This window comes from Phyllobacterium sp. P5_D12, from assembly GCF_054049495.1.
Genome location: NZ_JBFUMG010000020.1, coordinates 1 through 24,034 on the forward strand (window position 1 = coordinate 1; position 24,034 = coordinate 24,034).

A 24,034-nucleotide genomic window follows, 5' to 3' on the forward strand; every position below is an offset into this window, starting at 1 on the left:
GGCACGGCCTCAGCGACCGTTGGTACATCGGGGAAGGAAGGAGCCCGATCCTTCGTCGTGACACCGAGAGCTTTCAGGGATCCGGCCTTTATGTGTGCCGAAGACGACGGCAAATTGTCGAACATGATCGAAACCTGATTGCCAAGAAGATCGTTCAAGGCCGGTCCCGCGCCCTTGTATGGGATATGTTCCATGGAGACCCCGGCCATGCTTTTGAAAAGTTCGCCGGATAAATGCAGCGGAGTACCATTTCCCGACGATGCATAAGAATATTTGTCGGGGTTGTCCTTGAGGAGCTGAACGAGTTCCTTGACGTTGTTGACTGGAAGCTGCGGATTGATGACCAGCACATTGGGTACCAAAACCAGAAGCGAAATCGGCGCAAAATCAGTGACGGGATCATAGGGTTTCGTTTTCAGCATCAGCGGATTCAGCGCATGGGTTGCAACCGTTCCCATGAGGATGGTGTAACCGTCGGGCTCCGCTCTGGCCACCTGGGCAGCTCCGAGGTTTCCGCCGGCACCCCCGACATTCTCGACGATTACTTGCTGTCCGAGTGTCTTTGACATGTTTGCCGCGACGAGACGGGCAACGAGGTCGGTCGAGCCACCAGCCGCAAAAGGCACCACGAGTGTGACCGCGCGATCCGGGAATGTTTGTGCTGAAGCCGGTAATGCCGATGCGATCGCTGAACCAATCGCCAATCCTAAAACAACGCGTCTATTCAATGCCACAGTATCCCCTCCCGGTAAGTGTGGTTCACATGATGTCGGATGGTCATCTCGAGAAGACATTCTCGATCGGACCATAAACTCAATGAGCTATAGGACGGTATTTCAGAATCCATGTCCAGACCAGGATTTTGCCTCAGCGCTCTTTTTGCAGCAAACCGGCGGCGAGATGCCGGAAAGCGTCGACAGCCTTTGCAAAGACAATGCGAGGATCATCAGCCGCGGCAATCCAAAGCGACGCATTCAGCGCCGCTCCATTGATCAGACGGGCGGCGGCTTCCGCATCCATAGGCTTGACCGTTCCTTCATCGATCAACGCTTGGATTGTTTGCGCCGTTGTTTTAAGGCACGCATTCTGGTTGGGCCATTGCGAGGGATCACCGAGCACGGCTGGCCCGTCCAACAGCATGATGCGCTGGATCTCCGGCTCCAGAGCCATCTCGATATAGGCCATGCTCTCTGCGAGAAATCCCAGCCATGTGGTCTTCTCCAGTTCGCGCGCGGCGCGCATCCGCGCCAGCATTTCCGCATCGATCTGATCGATAACGGCCTGCAGCAGACCTTTCTTGTCGCCGAAGTTGTGGTAGAGCGCGCCTCGCGTCAGGCCCGCTTCGGCGGTCAGATCGTCCATTGACGCGCCCGCGTAGCCATTGGCCGCGAACGCCTTCCGGGCCGCTTGAATGAGCTTGGCCCGGGTTTCCTCCATCATCTGCGCACGGCGTCTCGCGACCACTGTCATCTCCTGAAAAATACATACGCGCCGTATGCCAATTGACGTACGGTGCGTATGCCAATATATGGCTACATACGGGACGTATATCAATGATCGTCCCGGACAGTAAAGCGCAAGGGCTTTGAAACCGGCGCGAACCGGCTCATCCATCCCCCCTCAATTCTAACAGGAACAACCAATGACAAAACGCGATGCCATTTTCCCTGCCGGACGGCAGGCACTCTATGAGATCAATCGATATTCGGCGGCGATCCGCTCGGGCGACCTTCTGTTCGTCTCGGGGCAGGTTGGCAGCCGCGAGGACGGATCACCGGAACCGGTCTTCGAAAAGCAGGTGCAGCTTGCCTTCGACAATCTTGCCGCCGTGCTGAGGGCTGCTGGCTGTACGTTCGATGACGTGGTTGACGTTACCACCTTCCACACGGACCCTGCCACGCAGTTTGAGGCAGTCAATACGGTTCGCCTGAAGGCCATCGGTGAGCAACCCTACCCGAACTGGACCGCGGTGGGCGTGAACTGGCTGGCCGGCTTCGACTTTGAAATCAAGGCAATAGCGCGCATTCCTCAGTCCAGCTAATCGGCTCGACTATGCCACATGATGACGGCCGGTGTGCGGCCGTCGTCGATGCAAGAGCCCGGATGTTACCGTTACGTACTTGCCCCTGACCATATCCGGACCGATCATTGTCAGCTTACGCCGCCCAGTCCTAGTTCAGCATCACGGCGTGCACTTTCGCAGGACCATATCCGCAGAGCACACGAGATGTTACGGGCGCAACGTTCCCCGCAGCAGCATGTCCTCTGTTTTTGGGCTGTCCAATGGAGGACTACAATGGCAGAAAATCCAGATCCGAGCAGGCGCGACATCTTGCTGACGGGCGGTTCATTGCTCGCCATGTCAGCTATCGGCACAGGTGCCGCGGGCCTTATTTCAGCTTCCCCGGTGCGGGCTGCCGCAACTGAAGAAATCCGCCCGTTTAGCGTACACTTTTCGGACGAGCAACTTGCCGATCTGCGCAGGCGCGTTGCGGCAACGAAATGGCCGAGCAAGGAAATTGTCCCCGATGCATCCCAGGGCGTGCAGTGCGCGACGCTTGAGAAACTCGCAAAATATTGGGCGACTGACTACGACTGGCGCAAGATGGAGGCGAAGCTCAATGCGTTGCCGCAGTTCAAGACAAATATCGACGGGGTGGACATTCATTTCATCCACGTTCGATCGAAGAATCCCAATGCGCTTCCGGTGATCATCACACATGGTTGGCCAGGCTCTATTATCGAGCAGTTGAAGGTCATCGAGCCGCTCACCAATCCAACGGCCAACGGCGGTCAGGCCGAAGATTCGTTCGACGTCGTTATCCCATCGCTGCCGGGCTACGGCTTTTCGGGAGTGCCCACCGTTACCGGCTGGGATCCTGTCCGCATCGCAAGCGCCTGGATCGTGCTGATGAAGCGCCTCGGCTACTCCCGTTATGTTGCCCAGGGCGGTGACTGGGGAAATGCAGTCACTGAGCAGATGGCCGTGCAGACGCCTCCGGGCCTGCTTGGCATTCACACCAACATGCCCGCCACGGTGCCCGACGATATTGCACAGGCACTGAGTTCCGGCGGCCCTCCGCCATCGGGCCTGTCAGCCGACGAGAAACATGCCTACGAGCAGCTCGACTTTTTCTACAAACACGGCCTGGCTTACGCCCAGGAGATGGGTAACCGGCCGCAGACACTATACGCGATCGAGGACTCGCCGGTCGGTCTCGCCGCCTGGATGCTGGACCATGACGCAGCCAGTTATGCACTCATCGCACGTGTGTTTGACGGTGTGCCCGAGGGTCTTACACGAGAAGACATCGTCGACAACATCACGCTCTACTGGCTGACGAATACTGCGGTCTCTTCGGCCCGTCTCTATTGGGAAAGCAAGCTTCCCTTTTTCGCTCCGAAGCACCTCACCATACCAGTGGCCGTAAGCGCCTTTCCTGACGAGCTTTACCAGGCTCCGCGAAGTTGGGCCGAAAAGGCGTATCCGAAGCTCATCTTTTACGCCAAGCATGACAAAGGCGGGCACTTCGCGGCGTGGGAACAGCCGGAGTACATCACGGCCGACCTTAGGGCGGCTTTCAAGCCACTGCGCCAGTAGATTTATAAAAAGCTCTGCGCGAATTGCGCACCATCCTTTCAACAGGCATCGAGGAGGACCATGCCATGACTGAGACAAATCAAGCGCGAACGGCCGATATGAAGCTGGAAATCGTCGTCATCCCTGTTTCGGACCCCGACCGCTCGAAGGAATTCTACGCCAACCTCGGCTGGCGGCTGGACGCCGATTTCGCCGGCACCGATTTTCGCGTCATGCAGTTTACCCCGCCGGGTTCGGGCTGCTCGGTCATCTTCGGCAAGAATGTTACCGCTGCGGCCCCGGGCTCCGCTCAAGGGCTTTACCTCATCGTTTCCGATATCGAGGCTGCCCGGAAGGAGCTTATCGGACGGGGCGTGAAGGTCAGCGACGCATTTCACCCTGCCGGTGACGTTTATACAGGTCCGGACGAGCCCTATTTGTTTGGACGAGTCCGGACTGGCGGCCTGCATCCCGAACGTGGCACCTATCGCTCCTTCGCCTCATTCAGCGATCCCGACGGCAATGGCTGGCTGTTCCAGGAGGTTACGGCGCGATTGCCTGGGCGCATCGATGCAACCGAAACGACCTTCAGCTCCGCGAAAGACCTCGCAGCCGCCCTACGCCGTGCAGGGGCAGCGCATGGTGAGCACGAGAAACGGTCTGGTGGTGAGTATGATGAGGGCTGGCCTGACTGGTATGCAGAGTACATGGTCAAGGAACAGTCGGGCGAACCACTGCCAACTTGAGCGGCTGCGACAGAGCCAGAATCAGTGACGATCGAGCTAAGCCGCCCGATCGTCACTGTCCAGTTTCGTGGCCTGGATTTCTGCGGAGCCGGTCTGCCTTTCCTGAAACAGCGCGGCAATCAGGTCTGATTGTGTGACGATGCCAACGACACGGTTGTTTGCATCGACCACGGGCATGTGATGCAGGCCCATGTCGGCCATTGGCGGCACAAGCTTGGCGATCATGGTTTCCGGCAAGGCCGACTGGACCCGGCGTGTCATTATGTCGGCCACCGTGTGCTTGGACTGGCGCGCCAATCGGAACCTGTTGCCCACGCGGACACGCCAGCCAAGATGGAGGCGGCCATCATCGGCCAAAAGCGATGCCCGCATGAAGTCTGTCTGGGTGATGATGCCGACCAGTTCGCCATCTGGTGAGGTAACCGGAAGCGCCTTGACACGGTGATTGAGGAGGAGCTTCCAGGCATCGCGCAAAGCTGTCTCGGGGCGCACGGTTGCCACGTCCTTCGACATGATCTGCCCACAGGTGATCTCGCCGGATCGCCTCTCATAGGCGCGGATCTGCGCACGATGCAACAACGCATCAAGCTCGTCGGGGCTGACATTGACGATCTCATCATATTGGGCCAGCACGTCCTGCAGATCGCTGGGGACAAATCCCAGGCGAGCCGTGGGGGGCAAGTCTGCCGTATCGTGGATGTTGAGTTGAGGAGCTGGCGCAAGATGGGGATAACGGCGCCCCGCCAGATTGTTGAAGACCAGTGCTGATGCCAGCAACAACAGGGAATTGAGCCCCACTGGCCAGAAGACGAAGCCATATCCTTCCGCCTGCAACACTGGACCGCCCAACACGGCGGTCAATGCAACTGCCCCACTTGGGGGATGCAGACAACCCAGCGCCAGCATCAGCCCAATGGCCACCGAAACGGCCAACGCAGAGGCAATGATCGGATCCGGCACCAGAAGGGCGAATGAAACGCCGACAAACGCGGACAGCATGTTGCCGCCGAGTATCGACCATGGCTGCGCCAGCGGGCTTGTCGGTGCAGCAAAGAGCAGCACTGCCGATGCACCCATGGGAGCAATCAGCAGGGGAAGGTTAACCTCTGGACCCAGCGCAAATTTACTGACAGTGCCCGTCACCATGATGCCGACAAGTGCACCAATGCACGCTCTGAAGCGCTCATGCTTGCTGATCGGCGCAACCGCGGGAATGAAGCGCTTGAGGGTGCTCCAAGGCATGGTGAACTATCCGTCTGTTGGGATTGACCCGGTAGCTAGCGTTGACGCTTGGGTGTTTGCCTAAATCACTAGCAGTTAGCCTACAATTTGGGCAACGAAAAAACGTCCCCTTACGGGCCAATCGCAGAACAAAATTTCGTCTCTAACCGGTATATGAGGCAAATCAATCCAGTGGCTGGATGGCCGGTTTTAGAAGCGGGCAGAGGAATTTCAATCGGGCCTGCGCTCGCCGCCTTCTTTACCCTTCTTTTGCCCGAATCACTCGTATATTCCCTGCCACATCCAACCGGGGACCTGATTCCATGATAAAAAGATTTGCCATCGGCTGCCTTGCCGCGACCTTTCTTGCGGGCTGCACCACGACCGACCCCTATACGGGCCAGCAGAAAATGTCGAACACGGCCGGCGGTGCCATGATCGGCACGGCTGTCGGCGCGTTGACGGGGCTGGCGATTGGCGGCGGTGGCAAGTCCGGGCGCAATGCGGCCTTGATCGGCGCGGGTATCGGCGCGCTCAGCGGTGGCGCGATCGGCAATTACATGGATCGGCAGGAATCGGAACTGCGCGCACAGTTGCAGGGCACCGGCGTCTCGGTGACGCGCAATGGCGACAGGATCATCCTCAACATGCCGTCGGCGATCACCTTCAACACCGATCAGGATCAGGTGAAGCCGGAATTCTTCTCCACGCTGGGTTCTGTCGCCATCGTCCTGCGCAAGTTCGACCGCACCATCGTCGATGTCGCTGGCCACACGGATTCCACCGGGAGCTTGCAGCATAACCAGCTGCTGTCGGAGCGCCGCGCTCTGTCCGTTGCCAATTATCTGACCCAGCAGGGCATCGACAACCGTCGCTTCGACGTTCAAGGCTATGGCCCGACGCAGCCTGTCGCGACCAACGCCACCGAAGCGGGTCGGGCGCAAAACMGCCGCGTCGAGATCCAGATTTCGCCGCTTACCGAGTAGCCGCCAAAGATACCGCGATCCTTGCGGCGAGCCGCGCATTGTTCTCGACGAGAGCAATGTTTGCTTTGAGGCTCTCGCCTTTGGTGATGTCGAGAAGTTCCGAGAGTAGAAATGGCGTCACTGCTTTGCCGGTGACGCCTTTTTTTGTGGCGCGGGCAATTGCTTCGCGAATGTACCCGCTCATGATTTCCGCCGGGATTTCACTTGCCTCGGGGATCGGATTGGTAATCAACATGCCGCCGACGACGCCGATGGCATCTCGCGCAGCCTGAAATTTTGCAATGGCATCGGCAGTATCCAGCCGCAGAGGTGCCTTGATCTGTGATTGCCGCGACCAGAATGCAGGCAGCACGTCCGCTCCATAGACGACGACAGGTACTCCTTTGGTTTCAAGCACTTCCAGCGTTTTCTCGATATCGAGAATCGCTTTGGCCCCGGCCGAAACGACGATGACCGGCGTGCGACCGAGCTCTTCCAGATCAGCGGAAATATCGAAACTCTGCTCGGCGCCCTTGTGCACACCGCCAATACCGCCAGTTGCGAAAACCTTGATCCCCGCGAGGTGGGCGGCGAGCATCGTCGCGGCAACCGTCGTTCCCCCGGTACGCCCTTCCGAGAGCGCAAACGCCAGATCCGCGCGCGAGAGTTTCATCGCGCCCTTGACCTGCGCCAGCGCCTCGCGCTCTTGCGCGGAAAGACCGATCTTCAAACGCCCGTCGACGATGGCGATGGTGGCCGGAACTGCGCCTTCCGCAATGATGATTGCTTCGACGTCGGCTGCCATGCGGCTGTTGTCCGGGTAGGGCATCCCATGGGTGATGATGGTGCTTTCGAGGGCAACGACGGGTTTGCCCGCTGCAAGCGCGTCTTGAACCGCGGGGGCAATATCCATGAATGGGTTCAAAACTTTGGTCATTGTCATCTTCCTTTTTATACGAGCGGAGCCGCTGCCGGTATTTGTGCAAGTGCCGTGTCGAATTCCTGCCGCGTAAAGCGAGCGCTGGCGGAATGAACTTTCAGCGTCAGCATCGATGCCGCCAGTCCCTCGCGCAAGGCTTCATCAAAGGCGACGCCCCGCATCAGCGCGGCAATCATGCCCCCGGCCAGCGCATCGCCGGCGCCGGTGACATCGGCGATTTCATTGACGGCGGGTGGGTGGATAGTGAACACGGCGTTGCCGGAAAAGGCGAGGGCGGCCTCACCGCCATTGCTGATCACAGCGCCCTTGAGACCCTCGGAGTGTAACGCTTTATATATGTCGTTGGGACCGGCGTCGGAACCGAGCCCGGTCAGTGCCAGTGCTTCGCGGCGGTTCATGAACAGGCAGGTGAGATTGCTGAAGATCGGCGCCAGACGAGACACCTTAGCCGGCGAAATCGCCAGCGCGAACAGTGGCCGCTCGCCTGCGAGACCGGTCAGCCGCTGTAGCGCATCCGAGGGAAGGTTGGCATCGCAGAACACCGCATCGGCCATGGCAATCGAATCGCGCACCTTGCGCCGTCGCAATTGCCGCGGCAAGGCGAGTTCATAAAGTCCCATGTCCGCGATGCCTGCGACCACATCGCCTTGTTCGTCCAGGATGGCCGTATAGCTCGGTGTTGCGCGGTCCATGAAGACGACCGAGCCATCCTGAATGCCCGCCGATTCGATGGCTGCGGCAACCATTTCCCCGATCCGGTCACCGCCGCGCACCGAGAGAATTTCGGCGGCGATCCCGCGTTGAACCGCGAGCCGCAGCGCATTGAAAACGCCGCCGCCCGGTTCCTCGCGCATGATTCCAGGGTTGGATGCACCGGGCACGAAAGGCACGAGGCTCTGGCCGCGCCGGTCGAGATGAGCGCCGCCGACAGCGAAGAGCAACGGCTTGGTGACTTGGATCATGGTTGATTGTGTATCCGGATAAAACTTCAAGTTGTGGGCACGGACGCCCGCGCTTCTCTCTAGAACGCCGGAGGCCGCGGTGCAATCATTAGAGCGATTCGAAACGTTGAGTGCCACTTCGCCCAGCGAGGCGGAAATAACGCCTTAGTAGATGTGAACAGAACGCCACGTTCGTCATGAGAACATTTTGCGAACATTTTTTGGTTATCGTTATTTTACAGTGGGTTATGCCTGTTGCCAAACAAGAACAAAACAGATACAAATAAATTCAGACACAGGAACATTCCGGACTTCATGCACAACACAGGGGTAGTGTAACATGGCTCAAAATTCATTGCGGTTGGTTGAGGGTAATTCGGTGGATAAAACGAAAGCGCTGGATGCGGCATTGTCTCAGATCGAGAGGGCCTTTGGTAAAGGCTCGATCATGCGGCTTGGACGCAATGAGCAGGTGGTTGAAATCGAAACGGTTTCGACCGGCTCGCTGTCGCTGGATATTGCCCTTGGCGTCGGCGGATTGCCGAAAGGCCGCATTGTCGAGATCTATGGGCCGGAAAGCTCCGGCAAGACGACCCTTGCACTACATACGATTGCCGAAGCCCAGAAGAAGGGCGGCATTTGCGCCTTTGTCGATGCCGAGCACGCACTTGATCCTGTCTATGCCCGTAAGCTTGGCGTTGACCTCGAAAACCTCCTGATCTCGCAGCCAGATACCGGCGAACAGGCTCTGGAGATCACCGATACGCTGGTGCGCTCCGGCGCGATTGATGTTCTGGTTGTCGACTCGGTCGCAGCGCTGACACCCCGCGCTGAAATCGAAGGCGAGATGGGTGACAGTCTGCCGGGTCTGCAGGCGCGCTTGATGAGTCAGGCGCTGCGCAAGCTCACCGCTTCCATTTCCCGCTCCAACTGCATGGTCATCTTCATCAACCAGATCCGCATGAAGATCGGCGTCATGTTCGGCTCACCGGAAACCACCACAGGCGGCAATGCGCTGAAATTCTATGCATCCGTCCGTCTCGATATCCGTCGCATCGGTTCGCTGAAGGAACGCGATGAGGTTGTCGGTAACCAGACCCGCGTCAAGGTGGTCAAGAACAAGCTGGCTCCGCCCTTCAAGCAGGTTGAATTCGACATCATGTATGGCGAAGGCGTTTCCAAGACGGGCGAACTGGTCGATCTTGGCGTCAAGGCCGGTATCGTGGAGAAATCCGGTTCCTGGTTCTCTTATAACTCACAGCGTCTCGGCCAGGGCCGCGACAATGCGAAACTGTTCCTCAAGGAAAACCCGGAAATCGCCAACGAGATCGAATTGGTGCTGCGCCAGAATGCCGGTCTCATCGCCGAGCAGATGCTCGACAAGGGTCCTGACGATGTCGAAGATGATGAGACCCCGGACGCCGCCGAGGGCTGATCGCCGATTAGAGCCGGAGGCTTTATCTCACTGTGACTACGAACCCGCATCCAGGTCCTGGCTGCGGGTTTGTTTTTTCTGCGACGCCAACCCATATTAAGTTGCTCCGGGCTGGTGCCAAACGGCTTGCCTCCCTCATGGTGAGCTCGGCGAAACATCCTTTCACCCAGATTTTCTGGACAGGTCGCGGCCCTATCGCTACAAGCGGTGCGTTCTGCCCCATTACATGTAGAAAGGGGCCAATTCCGTTTCGGACAATAGCAGGTCAGAAGGCAATAAGATGAGTGGCGTCAACGAGATCCGGTCGACATTTCTGAACTATTTCAAGAAGAATGGCCATGAGATCGTGGCGTCGAGCCCGCTTGTTCCGCGCAACGACCCGACGCTTATGTTCACCAACGCCGGTATGGTCCAGTTCAAGAACGTTTTCACCGGCATTGAACAGCGTTCTTACAGCCGCGCCACCACCTCGCAGAAGTGCGTTCGCGCTGGCGGCAAGCACAATGACCTCGACAATGTCGGCTATACCGCCCGCCATCACACCTTTTTCGAAATGCTTGGCAATTTCTCCTTTGGTGATTACTTCAAGGAAGAGGCAATCTCGCTTGCCTGGAACCTGATCACCAAAGAGTTCGGCCTTCCGGCTGACAAGCTCACAGTCACCGTCTACCACACGGACGACGTGGCTTTTGACCTTTGGAAGAAGATCGCCGGTCTCCCGGAAGAGCGCATCATCCGCATTGCCACCAGCGATAATTTCTGGGCGATGGGCGATACCGGCCCTTGTGGTCCGTGCTCGGAAATCTTCTACGATCACGGCGAGGACATCTGGGGCGGTCCGCCCGGCAGCGCCGATGAGGATGGCGATCGCTTTATCGAGATCTGGAATCTCGTCTTCATGCAGTTTGAACAGGTGACGAAGGAGCAGCGCATCGATCTGCCGCGTCCGTCGATCGACACCGGCATGGGGCTGGAGCGCCTTGCCGCGGTTTTGCAGGGCAAGCACGACAATTACGATATCGATCTGTTCCAGACGCTGATCCACGCTTCGGAAGAAGCAACCGGCGTCAAGGCGGAGGGTCCATTCCGCGCCAGCCACCGCGTCATTGCCGATCATCTGCGGTCGTCGAGCTTCCTCATTGCCGATGGCGTGCTGCCTTCCAATGAGGGCCGCGGCTATGTGCTGCGCCGCATCATGCGCCGCGCCATGCGTCACGCGCAGCTGCTTGGCGCCAAGGAGCCGTTGATGTACCGCCTGCTTCCGGCGCTGGTTCGCGAGATGGGTCAGGCCTATCCCGAGCTGATCCGTGCGGAATCGCTGATCTCCGAGACGCTGAAGCTCGAGGAAACCCGCTTCCGCAAGACGCTCGAACGCGGTCTTGGCCTGCTTGGCGAAGCAACGGAAACCTTGAGCGATGGCGACAGCCTCGACGGCGAAACAGCATTCAAGCTCTATGATACCTTTGGCTTCCCGCTCGACCTGACGCAGGATGCGCTGCGCCAGCGCGGCATTTCCGTTGATACGGAAGGCTTTTCTGCTGCCATGGAGCGGCAGAAGGCCGAGGCCCGCGCCCACTGGTCCGGTTCGGGCGACGCGGCAACGGAAACCGTATGGTTCGCGGTTCGCGACAAGGTCGGGGCGACCGAGTTTCTCGGTTATGAGACTGAGAAGGCGGAGGGCGTGATCACCGCGCTGGTGCAGAACGGGGCGCTTGTTGATAGTGCCAGCGAGGGCGACGCGGTGTCCATCGTCGTCAACCAGACGCCGTTCTATGGCGAATCCGGCGGCCAGCAGGGCGATACGGGCACCATCTCCGGCGATGGCTTCCTGGTGACCGTCACCGACACGCAGAAGAAGAACGACGGCGTTTTCGTTCATATCGGCACCGTGATCAAGGGTACGGTGAAAGTGGACGTGCCCGTTGAGCTCACGGTGGATCATGCGCGCCGTACGCGCATCCGCTCCAACCATTCGGCAACGCATCTGTTGCATGAGGCGCTGCGTGAAACGCTTGGCACCCATGTCGCGCAAAAGGGTTCGCTCGTCGCGCCCGACCGGCTGCGTTTCGACTTTTCGCATCCGAAGCCGATTTCGGACAAGGAGCTTGCTGTCATCGAGGATCTCGCCAATGAGATCGTCCTGCAGAATGCCCCTGTCACCACGCGCTTGATGGCCGTGGACGACGCCATTACCGAGGGTGCTATGGCGCTGTTCGGTGAAAAATATGGCGATGAGGTGCGTGTGGTCTCCATGGGTACCGCGCTGCACGGCGACAAGACCGGCAAAAGCTATTCGACCGAGCTTTGCGGCGGTACGCATGTGCGCGCCACGGGCGATATCGGTCTGATCCGCATTGTTTCCGAAGGGGCAGTCGCTGCGGGCGTCCGCCGCCTCGAAGCCTTGACCGGCGAGGCCGCCCGCCGCTACCTCGAAGAGCAGGACGAACGCGTCAAGGCAATCGCCGGCGTGCTCAAATCCACGCCGGCCGATGCGTTGTCGCGTGTCTCGGCGCTGATGGATGAGCGCCGCAAACTTGAACGCGAATTGACCGAAGCGCGCAAACAGCTGGCTTTGGCCGGCCCGGCTTCGGGCGGTGCCCAATCCGAAACGGTCAATGGCGTCGGTTTCATTGGCAAGGTGGTCAGCGGCGTCAACCCGCGTGACCTGAAACCGCTTGCCGACGATGCAAAGAAGACCGTCGGCTCCGGCGTCGTCACCTTCATTGGCGTGTCGGACGATGGCAAAGCAAGCGCAGTCGTCGGCGTTACCGATGATCTCGTCGGCAAGTTCAGTGCCGTCGATCTCGTCCGCATTGCCTCCGCTGCACTCGGCGGGGCAGGCGGCGGCGGCCGCCCCGATATGGCGCAGGCGGGTGGACCCGATGGCTCCAGGGCCGAGGAAGCCGTGTCTGCCGTGCGCGAAGCTTTGGCGGGATAGGTCATCACTGACACCAGCCGCGCGTATTGCGCGGCTGGAATCTATTTGAAGTTGTTATTGGATGTTTATTGGTATTTGAGACTTATTGATTAGTCTTTTACGCTTGCGGTGCTTGAAGTTTATGTGCAAGACTATGATTTTAGTAGAGAAGTTCGCGGTATTGGAGAAATTTATACTTCACTGCAGGCGAATTCAGCATTCATAATTCGGCATCCAAGAGTCGCTGTGCCCGTGCGGAGGCGGAGCGTGTGCTATCGGGTTAAGCGCAGCCTGGTGATGGTTTGCGCGCACAAAAAGTTTTAGTTTCAGCGCGGTGCACCACGGAGGGATTGTGAAACGAGTTTTCGGCTTGGCGTTCGTCGCAGTATTCTTGACTGCTTGTCAAACTCCAGCCGTCGTCAAAGATGTCCATATGGGCGCTGACATCGTCTATGGTGGAGATGTTATCGCGTATTACGGCCTGATAGAGGCTTTGCATGTCACGCCTCTATATTCCACGCGATCAGGATTCGGCCTAAAAACGAGCTTTCAGAGTCCACGAAAAATATACTTCTTGGAAGCCTGGAGTTATGGAAAGCAATTCGAGTACGTCAAAGGCATGACAACGAAATCGGTTTGCTTGATCCAGCCTTGTATGCCTATGAGCGCCGAGCAAGGCATCATGTCTATGGATGAGGCGGAATTTATCGCCGCAGCGTCCAAGGGCTTCGAATTCGAACTGGTGGGCAAGGCCGGGAAGATTGTAGGTAAAGTTCCGGCTCAAGCGTTCCGGACGGTGCTCGACATGAAGGGCAGGCTTAAACCATCCCCAATGTCCCCCACCGCTCCAATTCCCCTGACTTCCAATTCGAATGGTGCATTGGAGAGTTCCGACGAAGCCTCGTGATACCTACCCCGCGCGAAACCCTCGCGCGGCCGCAATATGCATCGGCGCGATGCTGTAGCTGTTCAGTCCCGCCATCACCGTCGGGTCGTTTTCGGCAAATTGTACTGCTTGATTGTGATCCATGACTTCGAGGAGCGCGATGCCGAACCAGCCGTCCGGGTCTTGCACCGGGCCATAGGCGAGAACGGTTCCCTCTTCGAAATATTCGCCGACATAGGTCACGTGCTGGCGCATCAATTCCTGTTCGTCGTCGTCCATATCGTCGGCGAAGGTCGGGCGCGGCGGGATCAAGCGGAAAAAGAAATGCTGGGTGGTCATCGTTTCAGTCCCCCTGGTTCGATGGCGCTGTGACACTCCATCATACCGCAGGAACATGGGACTTGCGATCCAGTAAATATTTGCCGCTTTGCGGTGGCTATTTCCTTGAGCCTAAACGAAAATTTGTTATGGGTCGCGAAAATGGCTATTTTCGAGCACCGAAGCTCAGCGTACATTTGGTACGTGAGCATCGGAGCCAGAAAAAACGTCGGTTGCAGCCCTCCATGCCAAACTTACGGTTGGGCTGTTACGTGTTCCATTTCGCTTCTGATCAGTCCGCCAAGCCGCTGCATGCCTGTATCGATCGCTTCGGCGTCTGGCAGGGAGAAGTTCAGCCTTATCGTGTTCCTGCCGGTGCCATCGGCGTGGAAAGCCGCACCCGGCACGAAAGCCACGCGGATCTGCTCGATCGAACGGGCCAGCAGCGCCGCACCATCCATATGGTCCGGCAGCGTCATCCAGACGAACATGCCGCCCTCCGGCTTTGTCCAAGTCACACCCTCCGGCATATATCGTGCCAGGGCGTTCAGCATGTGATCGCGCCTTTGCCGGTAATGCTTCCGGGCTTTTTCCACCTGCGCATCGAAGTGACGCTCCGCCACGTGGTGAATGACCATCTGGTTGATGGTCGGGCTGTGCAGGTCCGCCGCCTGCTTGATCAGGACCAATTTGCTGATGACCGGATGAGCGGCGCAAATCCAGCCAACACGCAAACCCGGCGTCAGGGTTTTCGAGAAACTGCCGGAATAGAGGACCCGCGTCCGGTCGATATGGCCTTCGCGCTCGATGTCGAGTGCCAGCAGTGATGGAGCATTCTCCCCCTCATAGCGCAGGGCGCGGTAGGCGGCATCCTCGATCAGCGGTATATCGAGTTCGTGCGCTAGATCGATCAGCTTCATGCGATCGCTGCGGCCTATTGTTTCACCGGTCGGGTTAGAAAAATCACTGGTTAGATAGGCGAGTTTTACATGACCTCCCGCCGCCCGCGCGTTGCCCCGGTAGGCGTCAGGCGTCATGTTGCCACCCTCCGGCATCAGGCGGTCATAGTGCGGCTCGTAGGCATTGAACGCCTGCAGCGCGCCGAGGTAAGTCGGCCATGTGGTGAGGATCGTGTCACCCGGCGAAATGAACAGCTTGCCGAGATAGTCGAGCGCCTGCTGCGATCCGGTGGTGATGATGATGTTGTCGATCGTGCAGGCAACACCGAGCGAGGCCATGTACTGCACCAGCCATTGCCGCAACGGCTTGTAGCCTTCACTGACCGAATATTGCAGCGCCGCATCCGCATTCTCGTTCAGGACTGCAGCATAGGCGTCCTTGATCGCATCTTTTGGAAAGAGCGCCGGGTCGGGAATACCGCCCGCGAACGAGATGATGTCCGGCTGGTCAAGCAGTTTCAACAGCTCGCGAACTTCCGAAGCGCGCATCTTGCCGGTGCGTGCCGAATAGCGGGCATCCCAGTCGCTCATCTCATTCCTCCCATGGTGCAACCGCACTCGACCGCAATTTCGTGATTATGTCAACAATGCTGTCGTATATTTGGGTTTTCAATTTTACAATATAAAAAGCCCCGGCGAACCGGGGCCTTTTTGTTGCATCAGGTGCCGGTTCAGGCAGCCATGGCCTTCGACAGGTTCTCGTTGATCTTGTCGAGGAAGCCTGTGGTTGACAGCCATGGCTGATCCGGGCCGATGAGCAGGGCGAGATCCTTGGTCATGTAGCCGGCTTCAACCGTGTCCACGCAGACTTTTTCCAGCGTATGACTGAAGCGCTCGAGTTCCGCATTGCCGTCGAGCTTGGCGCGGTGCGCAAGTCCGCGCGTCCAGGCGAAGATGGAGGCGATGGAGTTGGTCGAGGTCTCTTCACCCTTCTGGTGCTGGCGATAGTGGCGGGTCACGGTGCCGTGCGCAGCCTCAGCTTCGACGGTCTGGCCATCCGGCGTCATCAGCACCGAGGTCATCAGGCCGAGCGAGCCAAAGCCCTGCGCCACGATGTCGGACTGCACGTCGCCGTCATAGTTTTTGCAGGCCCACACATAGCCACCGGACCACTTCAGCGCCGACGCGACCATGTCATCGATCAGGCGATGTTCATAGGTGATCTTCTTGGCTGCGAACTTGTCTTTGAATTCGGCGTCGAACACTTCCTGGAAGATATCCTTGAAGCGGCCGTCATAGGCCTTGAGGATGGTGTTCTTCGTCGACAGATAGCAGGGAACGCCACGATTGTGGGCATAGTTCAACGAGGCGCGGGCAAAGTCGCGGATCGAATCGTCCAGATTGTACATGGCCATCGCAACGCCGGCGCCTGGTGCGTCGTAGACTTCGTGCTCGATGGTCTCGCCATCGTCGCCGACGAACTTGATCGACAGCTTGCCCTTGCCGGGGAATTTGAAATCGGTGGCGCGGTACTGGTCACCGAAAGCATGACGGCCGACGATGATTGGCTGAGTCCAGCCTGGAACAAGGCGCGGGACGTTCTTGGCAATGATCGGTTCGCGGAAGATGACGCCGCCGAGAATATTGCGGATCGTGMCGTTAGGCGACTTCCACATCTTCTTCAGGCCGAATTCCTCAACGCGCTGCTCGTCCGGTGTGATCGTGGCGCATTTGACGCCGACGCCATATTGCTTGATCGCGTTGGCTGCATCGATTGTCACCTGATCGTTGGTTGCATCACGATGCTCGATCCCGAGGTCATAATATTTCAGGTCGATATCGAGGTAAGGATGGATCAGCTTTTCCTTGATATATTGCCAGATGATGCGGGTCATCTCGTCGCCGTCAAGCTCGACGACCGGATTTGCAACCTTGATCTTTGCCATGGAGTGTCAGCCTCTTTTTTGCTGCGTCTGGGAGTGTCAGCACGGGATTAAAGTGAGGGTTCGCGCCCCTATAGCACCACGATTGCAGAACGCAAAGTGAGGGATGCGGTTTATCTCCCCCACAAGTGGGGAGATACGGGGGGCATCCACCATTGCCCATCAAAAAAACGCGAGCTATGACGGCGCAACGTCAGCGAAGGATTAAAAATGGCCGGTACAGACAGACAGCGCACCCTTATCGCCGAAGGCCCGGCGATCATTCTGGTCGAACCGCAACTGCCGGAAAACATCGGCATGGTGGCGCGGGCCATGGCAAATTTCGGTCTGGCGGAGCTGCGCCTGGTCAAGCCACGCGAGGAATTTCCAAACGACAAGGCGCGCTCCGCCGCGAGCCGCGCCGATCATATCATCGATGCGGCGCAGGTCTTCGACGACTTGCCATCGGCGATCAAGGATCTTCATTTCGTCTATGCGACCACGGCGCGCGAGCGTGACGCCTTCAAGCAGGTTCGCGGCCCTGTCGAGGCAGGCCAGGTCCTGCGCCAGCGTTTCAACAATGGTGAGAGGACCGGCATTCTTTTCGGGCGCGAACGCTTCGGCCTCAATAATGACGAAGTCAGCCTTGCGGATGAGCTCGTGACCTTTCCGGTCAATCCGGCGTTCTCGTCGCTGAACATTGCACAGGCGGTTTTGCTCATGTCCTATGAGTGGATGAAGTCAGGTCTGGAGAAGCATACCGACACGGCTTTTCGTGGTCCCGAACTCGAGCCGGCACCAAAGGAGCAACTGCAAGGCTTTTTCAACCATCTCGAAGATGCCTTGCAGGCGCGCGGCTATTTCCGGCCGATGGCGCGCAAGGAGATCATGGTCAACAATCTGCGCGGCGTGCTCACACGGGCGGGCTTTTCCGATTCCGAATTGAAACTCCTGCGCGGCGTTCTTGTCTCGCTCGACTATTTCAGTCCGAAGACGCCGCGCGGCTCCGGTGCGCCGGAAGGGCGCAAGCGCGAGAAACCACCAGCGAAGAAAATCAATGGGAATCAGCCAGGCGATGAGTGAAGAAACAGCGGACCGGCCAATCATCGTCTTCGACAGCGGGATTGRCGGCCTGACCGTTTTGCGCGAGGCCAGGGTGCTGATGCCGGACCGGCGGTTCGTCTATATCGCCGACGATGCCGGTTTTCCCTATGGGGAATGGGAGGAGGGCGCCCTGTGCTCCCGCATCGTCGACATGTTTGCGGGCCTCATCGCCGAGCACAACCCGGAGATTGCGGTCATCGCCTGCAACACCGCCTCGACGCTGGTGCTCGATGATCTTCGCAAGGCCTATCCGGCTGTACCGTTCGTCGGTACAGTCCCCGCGATCAAGCCGGCCGCCGAGCGCACCTCGTCGGGCTTCGTCAGCGTGCTGGCGACGCCGGGCACCGTCAAGCGCGCCTATACGCACGATCTCATCCAGTCTTTCGCCACGAAGTGCCATGTGCGCCTTGTCGGCAGCCAGAATCTGGCTGCTATGGCCGAAGCGCATATTCGCGGCGATCACATCGATGACGAAGCCATACGTGCGGAAATAGCGCCATGTTTTTATGAAAACGGCGGTGATCGCACCGATATCGTCGTTCTTGCCTGCACCCACTATCCCTTTCTCGCCAATGTTTTCCGGCGCCTTGCACCTTGGCCGGTGGACTGGCTTGATCCGGCCGAGGCGATCGCCCGCCGCGCGCTGTCACTGCTCAAGCCAAACGGCACGGGTGCTGAGCCCGAACATGGTGATGACATCGCCATCTTCACCTCAGGGAATCCGGATTTCTCGACAAGAAGGCTTATGCAGGGCTTCGGCCTTGCAGCAGCGTGACTGCCTAATAATGGGTCGTGCAGACCGAGCGATAAAAAATAGACAAATTACGACTAACGTCGAATTGACCATACAACCTGCCGCCGCCAAAAGTTGCTTTTTGAGATTTTCAGAGAGCACTTATGAATTTTCGCCATTTATTGCTTGCGGCCATCCTTGGCCTTTCCGCCTGTAATGGCTCGGACTCTTCCACGAAGAACAACGAAGCGGATAGCACTTTTTCTGACGTGGCGAACGCGAAGAAGCAGCTTGGCGATCTCAATGCGCAGCTCGATGCCGGTAAGAAGGCAATCGCCGAAGCCACACAAGACCTTTCCGGCATCAAGGATCAGCGGTCAGCAGAAGAGAAAAGGCGTGACGAGCTCAAGACCGCCAACGATGCGGCCGTTGCCGCGGCAGAAAAGCGATTGAGGGAACTGACCGAAGCGAATGATGAAGCTGTTGCTGCGGCAGAAAAACGGCTGGGGGAGCTCGATGAGGCGGAACGAACGAAAGCTGTCGATCTGGCTCGCGCGCAATCAGACTATGAGGCGCTGGTCGGCAAGGATGGCACCAGCGCGACGGCGGGCAAGATATTCGATGAGACGAAGAAACTTGACGGATTGAAAACCGACGTCGTGGCCGAGCAAGGCAAGCTCGATGCCGCCAATGACAGTCTTGATTTGCTGCTCGGCAAGGACAGGAAAAAAACGACCGAAGGCAAAATATTCGAAGCGCAGAAAGAGCTCGACGACTTGATACGCACGGACCCTAAAAATTTGGGGGAAATCGCCAAGAAGCAGGCTGAACTCCAAGCGTTGAAGGGCGATGTTGCGACCGAGGAAGGTAAAGTAACCTCAGCAAAGAACGAACTGACGAAGCTGCTTGGCGGTGATCTGACCGGCAAGACCGCCGGCGACATATTTGATGCGGACCAGAAACTGGCCAAGTTGAAATTGGATGCGGCGTCAGAAGAAGAGAAGCTGACGAAAGCGAAGAAGGACCTCGATGATCTCGTCCGCGAGGACCCGCTCAATCCCGGCGAAATCGCCAAGGCGCGCAAGATACGCGATGATCTGAAGGCCGAGGGCGAGAAGCTTCTTGCCGACGCCAGAAAAGATGCAGCGAGGATACTGGCCAAAGCATCGGCCGATGCTGGAAAGTTCGACGATGCGGCCACGTTTTTGACCGATGCGGGTCTCAAGGACGAAGCGGCCGCTATGTATGGCAGGCGTGAAAAGGAAGCCGCGCTCCTGACTGCTGCTGGCAAGCTCGAAGACGCCTACAAGCTCTTCGCGCCGGAGGACAAGGCGATCACAGATACCAATCCCTATGGCAAGGAGGCAACCGGTTCTGTCGCATTGAAAGATGTCGATGAGACGCCTTCAGTCAGACGCCAGGCGATGCAGCTTGGCGACAAGACGGTGTGGTTTACTGCAAAGGCCGGCCATCTCATCGCCTATGGCCAGAAGGACAAGAACAATCCCGATGCCAAGCGGGATCCGCAAGCTGCGGTCTTCTATATGAGCTATACGCGCGATGATCTGCCAAGGGAGAATCGCCCGGTAACCTTCTTCTTCAATGGCGGACCGGGTGAATCTTCCATCTGGCTGCATCTCGGTGCCTGGGCGCCGTGGCGCCTGAAGGTTGATCAGCCCAATGTTCCGGCCGGTTCCTCAGACCATGCTCCCGAGAGCTACCCCTTTATCGACAATCCACAGACGCTGCTCGACAAGACGGACCTCATCTTTGTCGATCCCATCGGGTCCGGTTATTCGCAAGCCGTCTCCTCGGATGTGAAGCAGCACATCAACAAGGATTTCTGGGGCGTCGATGCCGATGCCAAGGTCATGCGTGATTTCATCACTCGCTATATCAATATGAACAAACGCCAGAGTTCACCCAAATATTTATACGGCGAGTCTTATGGAGGGGGTATTCGTGTGCCGGTCCTGACCAAATTGTTGATCGATGCTGGAACGGCAAATTTCGAAGACGACAAATCCGGGAAGGCGAAGGTCGTAATTACGGGGGCGACGCTGCATTCGCCGATACTTAACTTCGGATCCAATTGTTCTACAGGCGGTGGTTCATCCTGTGCCGGATATGTTCCGACCTATGTATTGACTTCCGATTTCTTCGGAAAATCGGCCGGACGCGATAGAGACCGCCCCTATGCAGAGTTCGTCGATCAGGTGCGAGTGTTCACCCGGGAGAAGCATATATCGGCCATCGCGGCGTTCTTGAAAGGAGACATCTCGTGGGCGGATTACAAAAACACCGAGCAGGGTAAGACCTATCTCGCCAAGATGGAACAAATGACCGGAATTACGGCGGCAAAATTATCAGATAAGAAAGGGAATGTGACCAGCTTCAYCAATCTTTGGGAAGAGTCGCCAAATGTGCCAATTGGCAAGTGCGAACCTGATCGCGCCCAACAAGAGGGATATATGAACGCTCTCAAGCCGGGTTTCAGCTACAACATCTATGACACGCGGATGGTCTTGAAAGGAAGTGTACCCTACTTTTTCGAATATTCCGAAGACGATGCGTTCAAGGCGGAAATGGCGCGGTTTCTACCAAAATATCTTAATTATACGAATAAATCCGCATACGTGGCCTCGGCAGAACTATCGAATTCGAGTTGGAAGTGGGATTGGGCAACTAATCGCGATGGCGTGGAAAAGACGAAGACAAGCACATTGCCGGACCTGACATCGGCCATCAACTACGCCCCCCAACTTAAAATAATAGTCACGCATGGGTATTTCGATGCGTCTACGCCCTTCTTTCAGACGGAACTCGATCTTGATGTGACGGTGAAAGTGAAAGGCGAGGACGTCAAGCTTTCTGACCGGATCCCGGTCCATACCTTCGAGGGTGGACACATGGTGTATTACGTCGAAAAGGAGCGCCCGGCCTTGAAGAAGACCATGGACGATTTCTACGACGCGCCGCCCTATACCCCGCCAGCGACAGTTCCCGCACAAAAATCCGTGGCCCTGCAGTGAGATGAGTATCATGAAATCAGTACTTCAAATTGCAGCTACTATGACTTTCGTCAGCACCCTGCCGGCGGTCGCCATGCCACTCTCCAATGTCATTGAAATACCTGCCGCAGCCATGCTTCTGGTCAAAGACAGCAGGTTTGGTTCCCCGCCGATCGATCCGAACCTGCCGCCCGTGACCGGTCAGTCGATCAATGCCGAGGTCAATGCTGAACTTGCGTCACGCTTTGCCGAGGCGGCCGGTACTTCCGCTGGCTTGCTGACAAAAGAGCAGGCGAAGAATGCAAGCTGGGGCTATGTCGCCGATCATTTTGCGGCGATCGATCGCGATCATGACGGTTATGTCAAGTTCGGCGATGTTCTCGATTTTATGCAAGGCGTGACGGGTGAGGGCGGGCAAGTGCCTGCCGTGCCGAAGAGCATCCAGATCGTGGAATAAAGGTCCTCCGGCGGTCGCTGCCGTGTTGGCCTCTGCTACCAATGTCGGGCTGGAGCTAGCTTGAGAAATATACTGTAATGCGGCCTGTAGCTCATATTCAGAGATTTTTGTGGCCATTATTCTCGGGCTGGTTCTGTCCAGCAAAGCAAAGCCGAAGTCGTCGAAGCATGGTCTGAAAGCGAAGGAGCTTGCAGCCAGGTTTTGCTTGATCGCGCGTCAGGAACCCGTTCTAGGACCACTTGCGGTCATTGGAGCGGAAGGTGACGACGGCAAGACTGAATCGACCGTCTCGGTACTGCCCATCGATGAGAATGTGCATTTTTACCAGCACGGACGGAACGTGAAAGTCTCTGCCGCGACCAATGCGACTGGGCCAGGATATCACGACTATCTCGTCGGGCTTCTGGACCAACTTATTGCTGCCGAAAATCTGCTCGCAAGTGAGGAAGAAGGATGGCTGGACGAGACCGAGTATTGGACGCATCGCGATTATGCTTTGCTGCAAACGCATATGAGCATCTATTTCAACATGGTTTCCAAGGTTGTCGTCGCGCGAAGCAGAGCCGAGGGGCATGGGCCTCTGTCTCTTTCTCTGAAGCCCTCCGAAATCCTTGACGATTTCAAGGCGGAAATAGTGACGGTGCGGGGCCCGCGCGATGCGGCTTTCTTCGGAATTACTGGAGAAGCTGCCAACTTCTTTCCGTGGTGGGACTTTGCGTTGCCGCCAGCCGCCGCGCTAGGATTGGCTGAAGCTATGTTGTGGCTGGAATTCCCCTGGCGTGCGCCAATCGATCGCTACGAGGCCGCGCTTGTTCACACGATTTCTGAGCTCATAAAGATTGCGCAAGAAGAGCCTCGACTGAATTCCGATATCCGGTTGAACGTCGCGGCGTTCCAGGCGGCGAGTACATCGATGGAATGGCCTCACTCGACTGGCATGGGCTATCTTCGCTATTCCCGGATGGTCAATATCAACGACAATTGGTGGATCAAACTGCCGGGCTATTTTGCCAGCGTGTGGGACGAACATTTCAAACAGGAGGTTTTCAAGTGCTTCGGCTGCGTCGTCATCGTAGCCATAGGTCTCACGGAGAAGAAGGATCGCAGCGTGATTGGAGGTTTTGAGGGCAAGCTCGACATATCTGTCGTAAAGGACAATCTCAGTTTCTACGGAATACTCCGTGACAAGGAATATGAGGCTGGCAAGCCGGGTAAGTGGTTGGATGGTTGCGCGGTAGCAAGGGATGAGGTGGCCGTTATTGCCATCATGTTCAATGATCTGAGCTTGCAGCAATGGGCCACGGATACGTTCCTTACCATTCGGACCCGTAAAAGCTAGGCAGTCGCTGCCGCCTCCGTCTTCGCCACTCCGCCCAGCTCCTTTCGGATCACCGGCGCGACTTTCGTCCCATAAAGCTCGATGGCCTTCAGCGTGTTCGCGTGCGGCAGGCTGCCGAGGTCGATCTGCAGCATGAAGCGGCCGTGCTGGAAATAGCTGTGCTGTAGCATGATCTTGTCGATGATCTCTTGCGCAGAGCCGACCAGCAGCGCGCCGCGCGGTGTACGTCCGGCCTCGTACTGGGCGCGATTGCTCGGCGGCCAGCCACGCTCGCGGCCGATCTTGTTCATCACCACCTCGTAGGACGGCCAGTATTCGTCTGACGCGGCTTGCGAATTCTCCGCGACATAGCCATGCGAGTTGATGCTGACTTTCAGCGTTTCCGGTGCATGTCCCGCCTTGGCGCCTGACTTGCGATAAAGGTCCACCAGCGGCGCAAAGCGATGCGGTTCGCCGCCGATGATCGCCACTGCGAGCGGCAGGCCGAGCGTTCCGGCACGGACCACCGATGCCGGTGTGCCGCCGACGGCGATCCAGACGGGCAGGGGATCCTGCAGCGGACGCGGGTAAACGGCGAGATTGTCGATCGGCGTGCGAAAATTGCCACTCCATGTCACGCG

Annotated in this window: 21 protein-coding genes; 12 read left to right on the plus strand and 9 right to left on the minus strand. The window is 57.6% G+C overall.

Annotated features, from left to right (window positions below; genetic code table 11):
• Both ACXJ5O_RS02995 and ACXJ5O_RS03000 read right to left on the minus strand, forming a co-directional pair.
• The coding region (locus ACXJ5O_RS02995; RefSeq protein WP_457298588.1) for a Bug family tripartite tricarboxylate transporter substrate binding protein at positions 1–734 on the minus strand (734 nt) is incomplete at its 3' end.
• A 133-nt stretch (positions 735–867) separates the two neighbouring features.
• Positions 868–1,440, minus strand: a complete 573-nt coding sequence (locus tag ACXJ5O_RS03000; RefSeq protein WP_457298607.1) for a TetR/AcrR family transcriptional regulator — start codon at positions 1,438–1,440, stop codon at positions 868–870.
• A 202-nt stretch (positions 1,441–1,642) separates the two neighbouring features.
• On the opposite strand from ACXJ5O_RS03000, the gene ACXJ5O_RS03005 reads away from it, so the two are divergent.
• The 3 genes from ACXJ5O_RS03005 to ACXJ5O_RS03015 all read left to right on the plus strand — a co-directional run bounded on the left by ACXJ5O_RS03005 (position 1,643) and on the right by ACXJ5O_RS03015 (position 4,326).
• Entirely contained in the window at positions 1,643–2,041 is a 399-nt protein-coding gene (locus tag ACXJ5O_RS03005; RefSeq protein WP_457298589.1) for a RidA family protein, read from the plus strand.
• A gap of 255 nt (positions 2,042–2,296) precedes the next feature.
• Entirely contained in the window at positions 2,297–3,601 is a 1,305-nt protein-coding gene (locus ACXJ5O_RS03010; RefSeq protein ID WP_457298590.1) for an epoxide hydrolase family protein, read from the plus strand.
• 65 nt (positions 3,602–3,666) lie between these two features.
• A complete protein-coding gene (locus ACXJ5O_RS03015; protein ID WP_457298591.1) occupies positions 3,667–4,326 on the plus strand; it encodes a VOC family protein in 660 nt (219 codons plus the stop codon).
• 36 nt (positions 4,327–4,362) lie between these two features.
• On the opposite strand, the gene ACXJ5O_RS03020 is transcribed toward ACXJ5O_RS03015, so the two are convergent.
• Entirely contained in the window at positions 4,363–5,568 is a 1,206-nt protein-coding gene (locus tag ACXJ5O_RS03020; RefSeq protein ID WP_457298592.1) for an HPP family protein, read from the minus strand.
• A 302-nt stretch (positions 5,569–5,870) separates the two neighbouring features.
• Here ACXJ5O_RS03020 and ACXJ5O_RS03025 point away from each other — a divergent pair, with 302 nt between their 5' ends.
• Complete coding sequence (locus ACXJ5O_RS03025) at positions 5,871–6,533, plus strand: OmpA family protein (RefSeq protein WP_457298593.1); 663 nt, start codon at positions 5,871–5,873, stop codon at positions 6,531–6,533.
• Here the strand turns inward: ACXJ5O_RS03025 and ACXJ5O_RS03030 are convergent.
• Together ACXJ5O_RS03030 and ACXJ5O_RS03035 are read right to left on the minus strand one after the other, a co-directional pair.
• A complete protein-coding gene (locus ACXJ5O_RS03030; protein WP_457298594.1) occupies positions 6,523–7,449 on the minus strand; it encodes a pseudouridine-5'-phosphate glycosidase in 927 nt (308 codons plus the stop codon). The genes ACXJ5O_RS03025 and ACXJ5O_RS03030 overlap by 11 nt on opposite strands.
• Positions 7,450–7,463: 14 nt before the next feature.
• Complete coding sequence (locus ACXJ5O_RS03035) at positions 7,464–8,414, minus strand: carbohydrate kinase family protein (protein WP_457298595.1); 951 nt, start codon at positions 8,412–8,414, stop codon at positions 7,464–7,466.
• 319 nt (positions 8,415–8,733) lie between these two features.
• Here ACXJ5O_RS03035 and recA point away from each other — a divergent pair, with 319 nt between their 5' ends.
• From recA to ACXJ5O_RS03050, 3 genes are all read left to right on the plus strand, one after another.
• Positions 8,734–9,828, plus strand: a complete 1,095-nt coding sequence (recA, locus tag ACXJ5O_RS03040; protein ID WP_457298596.1) for a recombinase RecA — start codon at positions 8,734–8,736, stop codon at positions 9,826–9,828.
• Between the two features lie 280 nt (positions 9,829–10,108).
• Positions 10,109–12,766, plus strand: coding sequence for an alanine--tRNA ligase (gene alaS, locus ACXJ5O_RS03045; protein WP_457298597.1), 2,658 nt, complete (start codon positions 10,109–10,111; stop codon positions 12,764–12,766).
• A gap of 331 nt (positions 12,767–13,097) precedes the next feature.
• Positions 13,098–13,652 carry a hypothetical protein gene (locus ACXJ5O_RS03050; RefSeq protein WP_457298598.1) on the plus strand — a complete coding sequence of 185 codons (555 nt, stop codon included), beginning with the start codon at positions 13,098–13,100 and terminating at the stop codon, positions 13,650–13,652.
• A gap of 3 nt (positions 13,653–13,655) precedes the next feature.
• On the opposite strand, the gene ACXJ5O_RS03055 is transcribed toward ACXJ5O_RS03050, so the two are convergent.
• From ACXJ5O_RS03055 to ACXJ5O_RS03065, 3 genes are all read right to left on the minus strand, one after another.
• Entirely contained in the window at positions 13,656–13,970 is a 315-nt protein-coding gene (locus ACXJ5O_RS03055; protein ID WP_181872349.1) for a YciI family protein, read from the minus strand.
• A gap of 233 nt (positions 13,971–14,203) precedes the next feature.
• Positions 14,204–15,439, minus strand: a complete 1,236-nt coding sequence (locus ACXJ5O_RS03060; protein ID WP_457298599.1) for an aminotransferase-like domain-containing protein — start codon at positions 15,437–15,439, stop codon at positions 14,204–14,206.
• 140 nt (positions 15,440–15,579) lie between these two features.
• On the minus strand, positions 15,580–16,794 hold the full coding sequence (locus ACXJ5O_RS03065; protein ID WP_457298600.1) for an NADP-dependent isocitrate dehydrogenase: 1,215 nt from the start codon (positions 16,792–16,794) through the stop codon (positions 15,580–15,582).
• A 207-nt stretch (positions 16,795–17,001) separates the two neighbouring features.
• Here ACXJ5O_RS03065 and ACXJ5O_RS03070 point away from each other — a divergent pair, with 207 nt between their 5' ends.
• From ACXJ5O_RS03070 to ACXJ5O_RS03090, 5 genes are all read left to right on the plus strand, one after another.
• Positions 17,002–17,853 carry an RNA methyltransferase gene (locus tag ACXJ5O_RS03070; protein ID WP_457298601.1) on the plus strand — a complete coding sequence of 284 codons (852 nt, stop codon included), beginning with the start codon at positions 17,002–17,004 and terminating at the stop codon, positions 17,851–17,853.
• Entirely contained in the window at positions 17,846–18,649 is an 804-nt protein-coding gene (murI, locus tag ACXJ5O_RS03075) for a glutamate racemase (protein ID WP_457298602.1), read from the plus strand. Before ACXJ5O_RS03070 ends, murI begins: the two co-directional genes overlap by 8 nt.
• Before the next feature lie 122 nt (positions 18,650–18,771).
• Entirely contained in the window at positions 18,772–21,639 is a 2,868-nt protein-coding gene (locus tag ACXJ5O_RS03080) for a S10 family serine carboxypeptidase-like protein (RefSeq protein ID WP_457298603.1), read from the plus strand.
• 10 nt (positions 21,640–21,649) lie between these two features.
• Positions 21,650–22,075 carry a hypothetical protein gene (locus tag ACXJ5O_RS03085; RefSeq protein WP_457298604.1) on the plus strand — a complete coding sequence of 142 codons (426 nt, stop codon included), beginning with the start codon at positions 21,650–21,652 and terminating at the stop codon, positions 22,073–22,075.
• A gap of 109 nt (positions 22,076–22,184) precedes the next feature.
• Positions 22,185–23,414 carry a hypothetical protein gene (locus ACXJ5O_RS03090; protein ID WP_457298605.1) on the plus strand — a complete coding sequence of 410 codons (1,230 nt, stop codon included), beginning with the start codon at positions 22,185–22,187 and terminating at the stop codon, positions 23,412–23,414.
• On the opposite strand, the gene ACXJ5O_RS03095 is transcribed toward ACXJ5O_RS03090, so the two are convergent.
• Positions 23,411–24,034 (minus strand): LLM class flavin-dependent oxidoreductase (locus tag ACXJ5O_RS03095; RefSeq protein ID WP_457298606.1); only part of this gene is annotated, 624 nt, incomplete at its 5' end. The two genes, ACXJ5O_RS03090 and ACXJ5O_RS03095, sit on opposite strands and share 4 nt — an antisense overlap.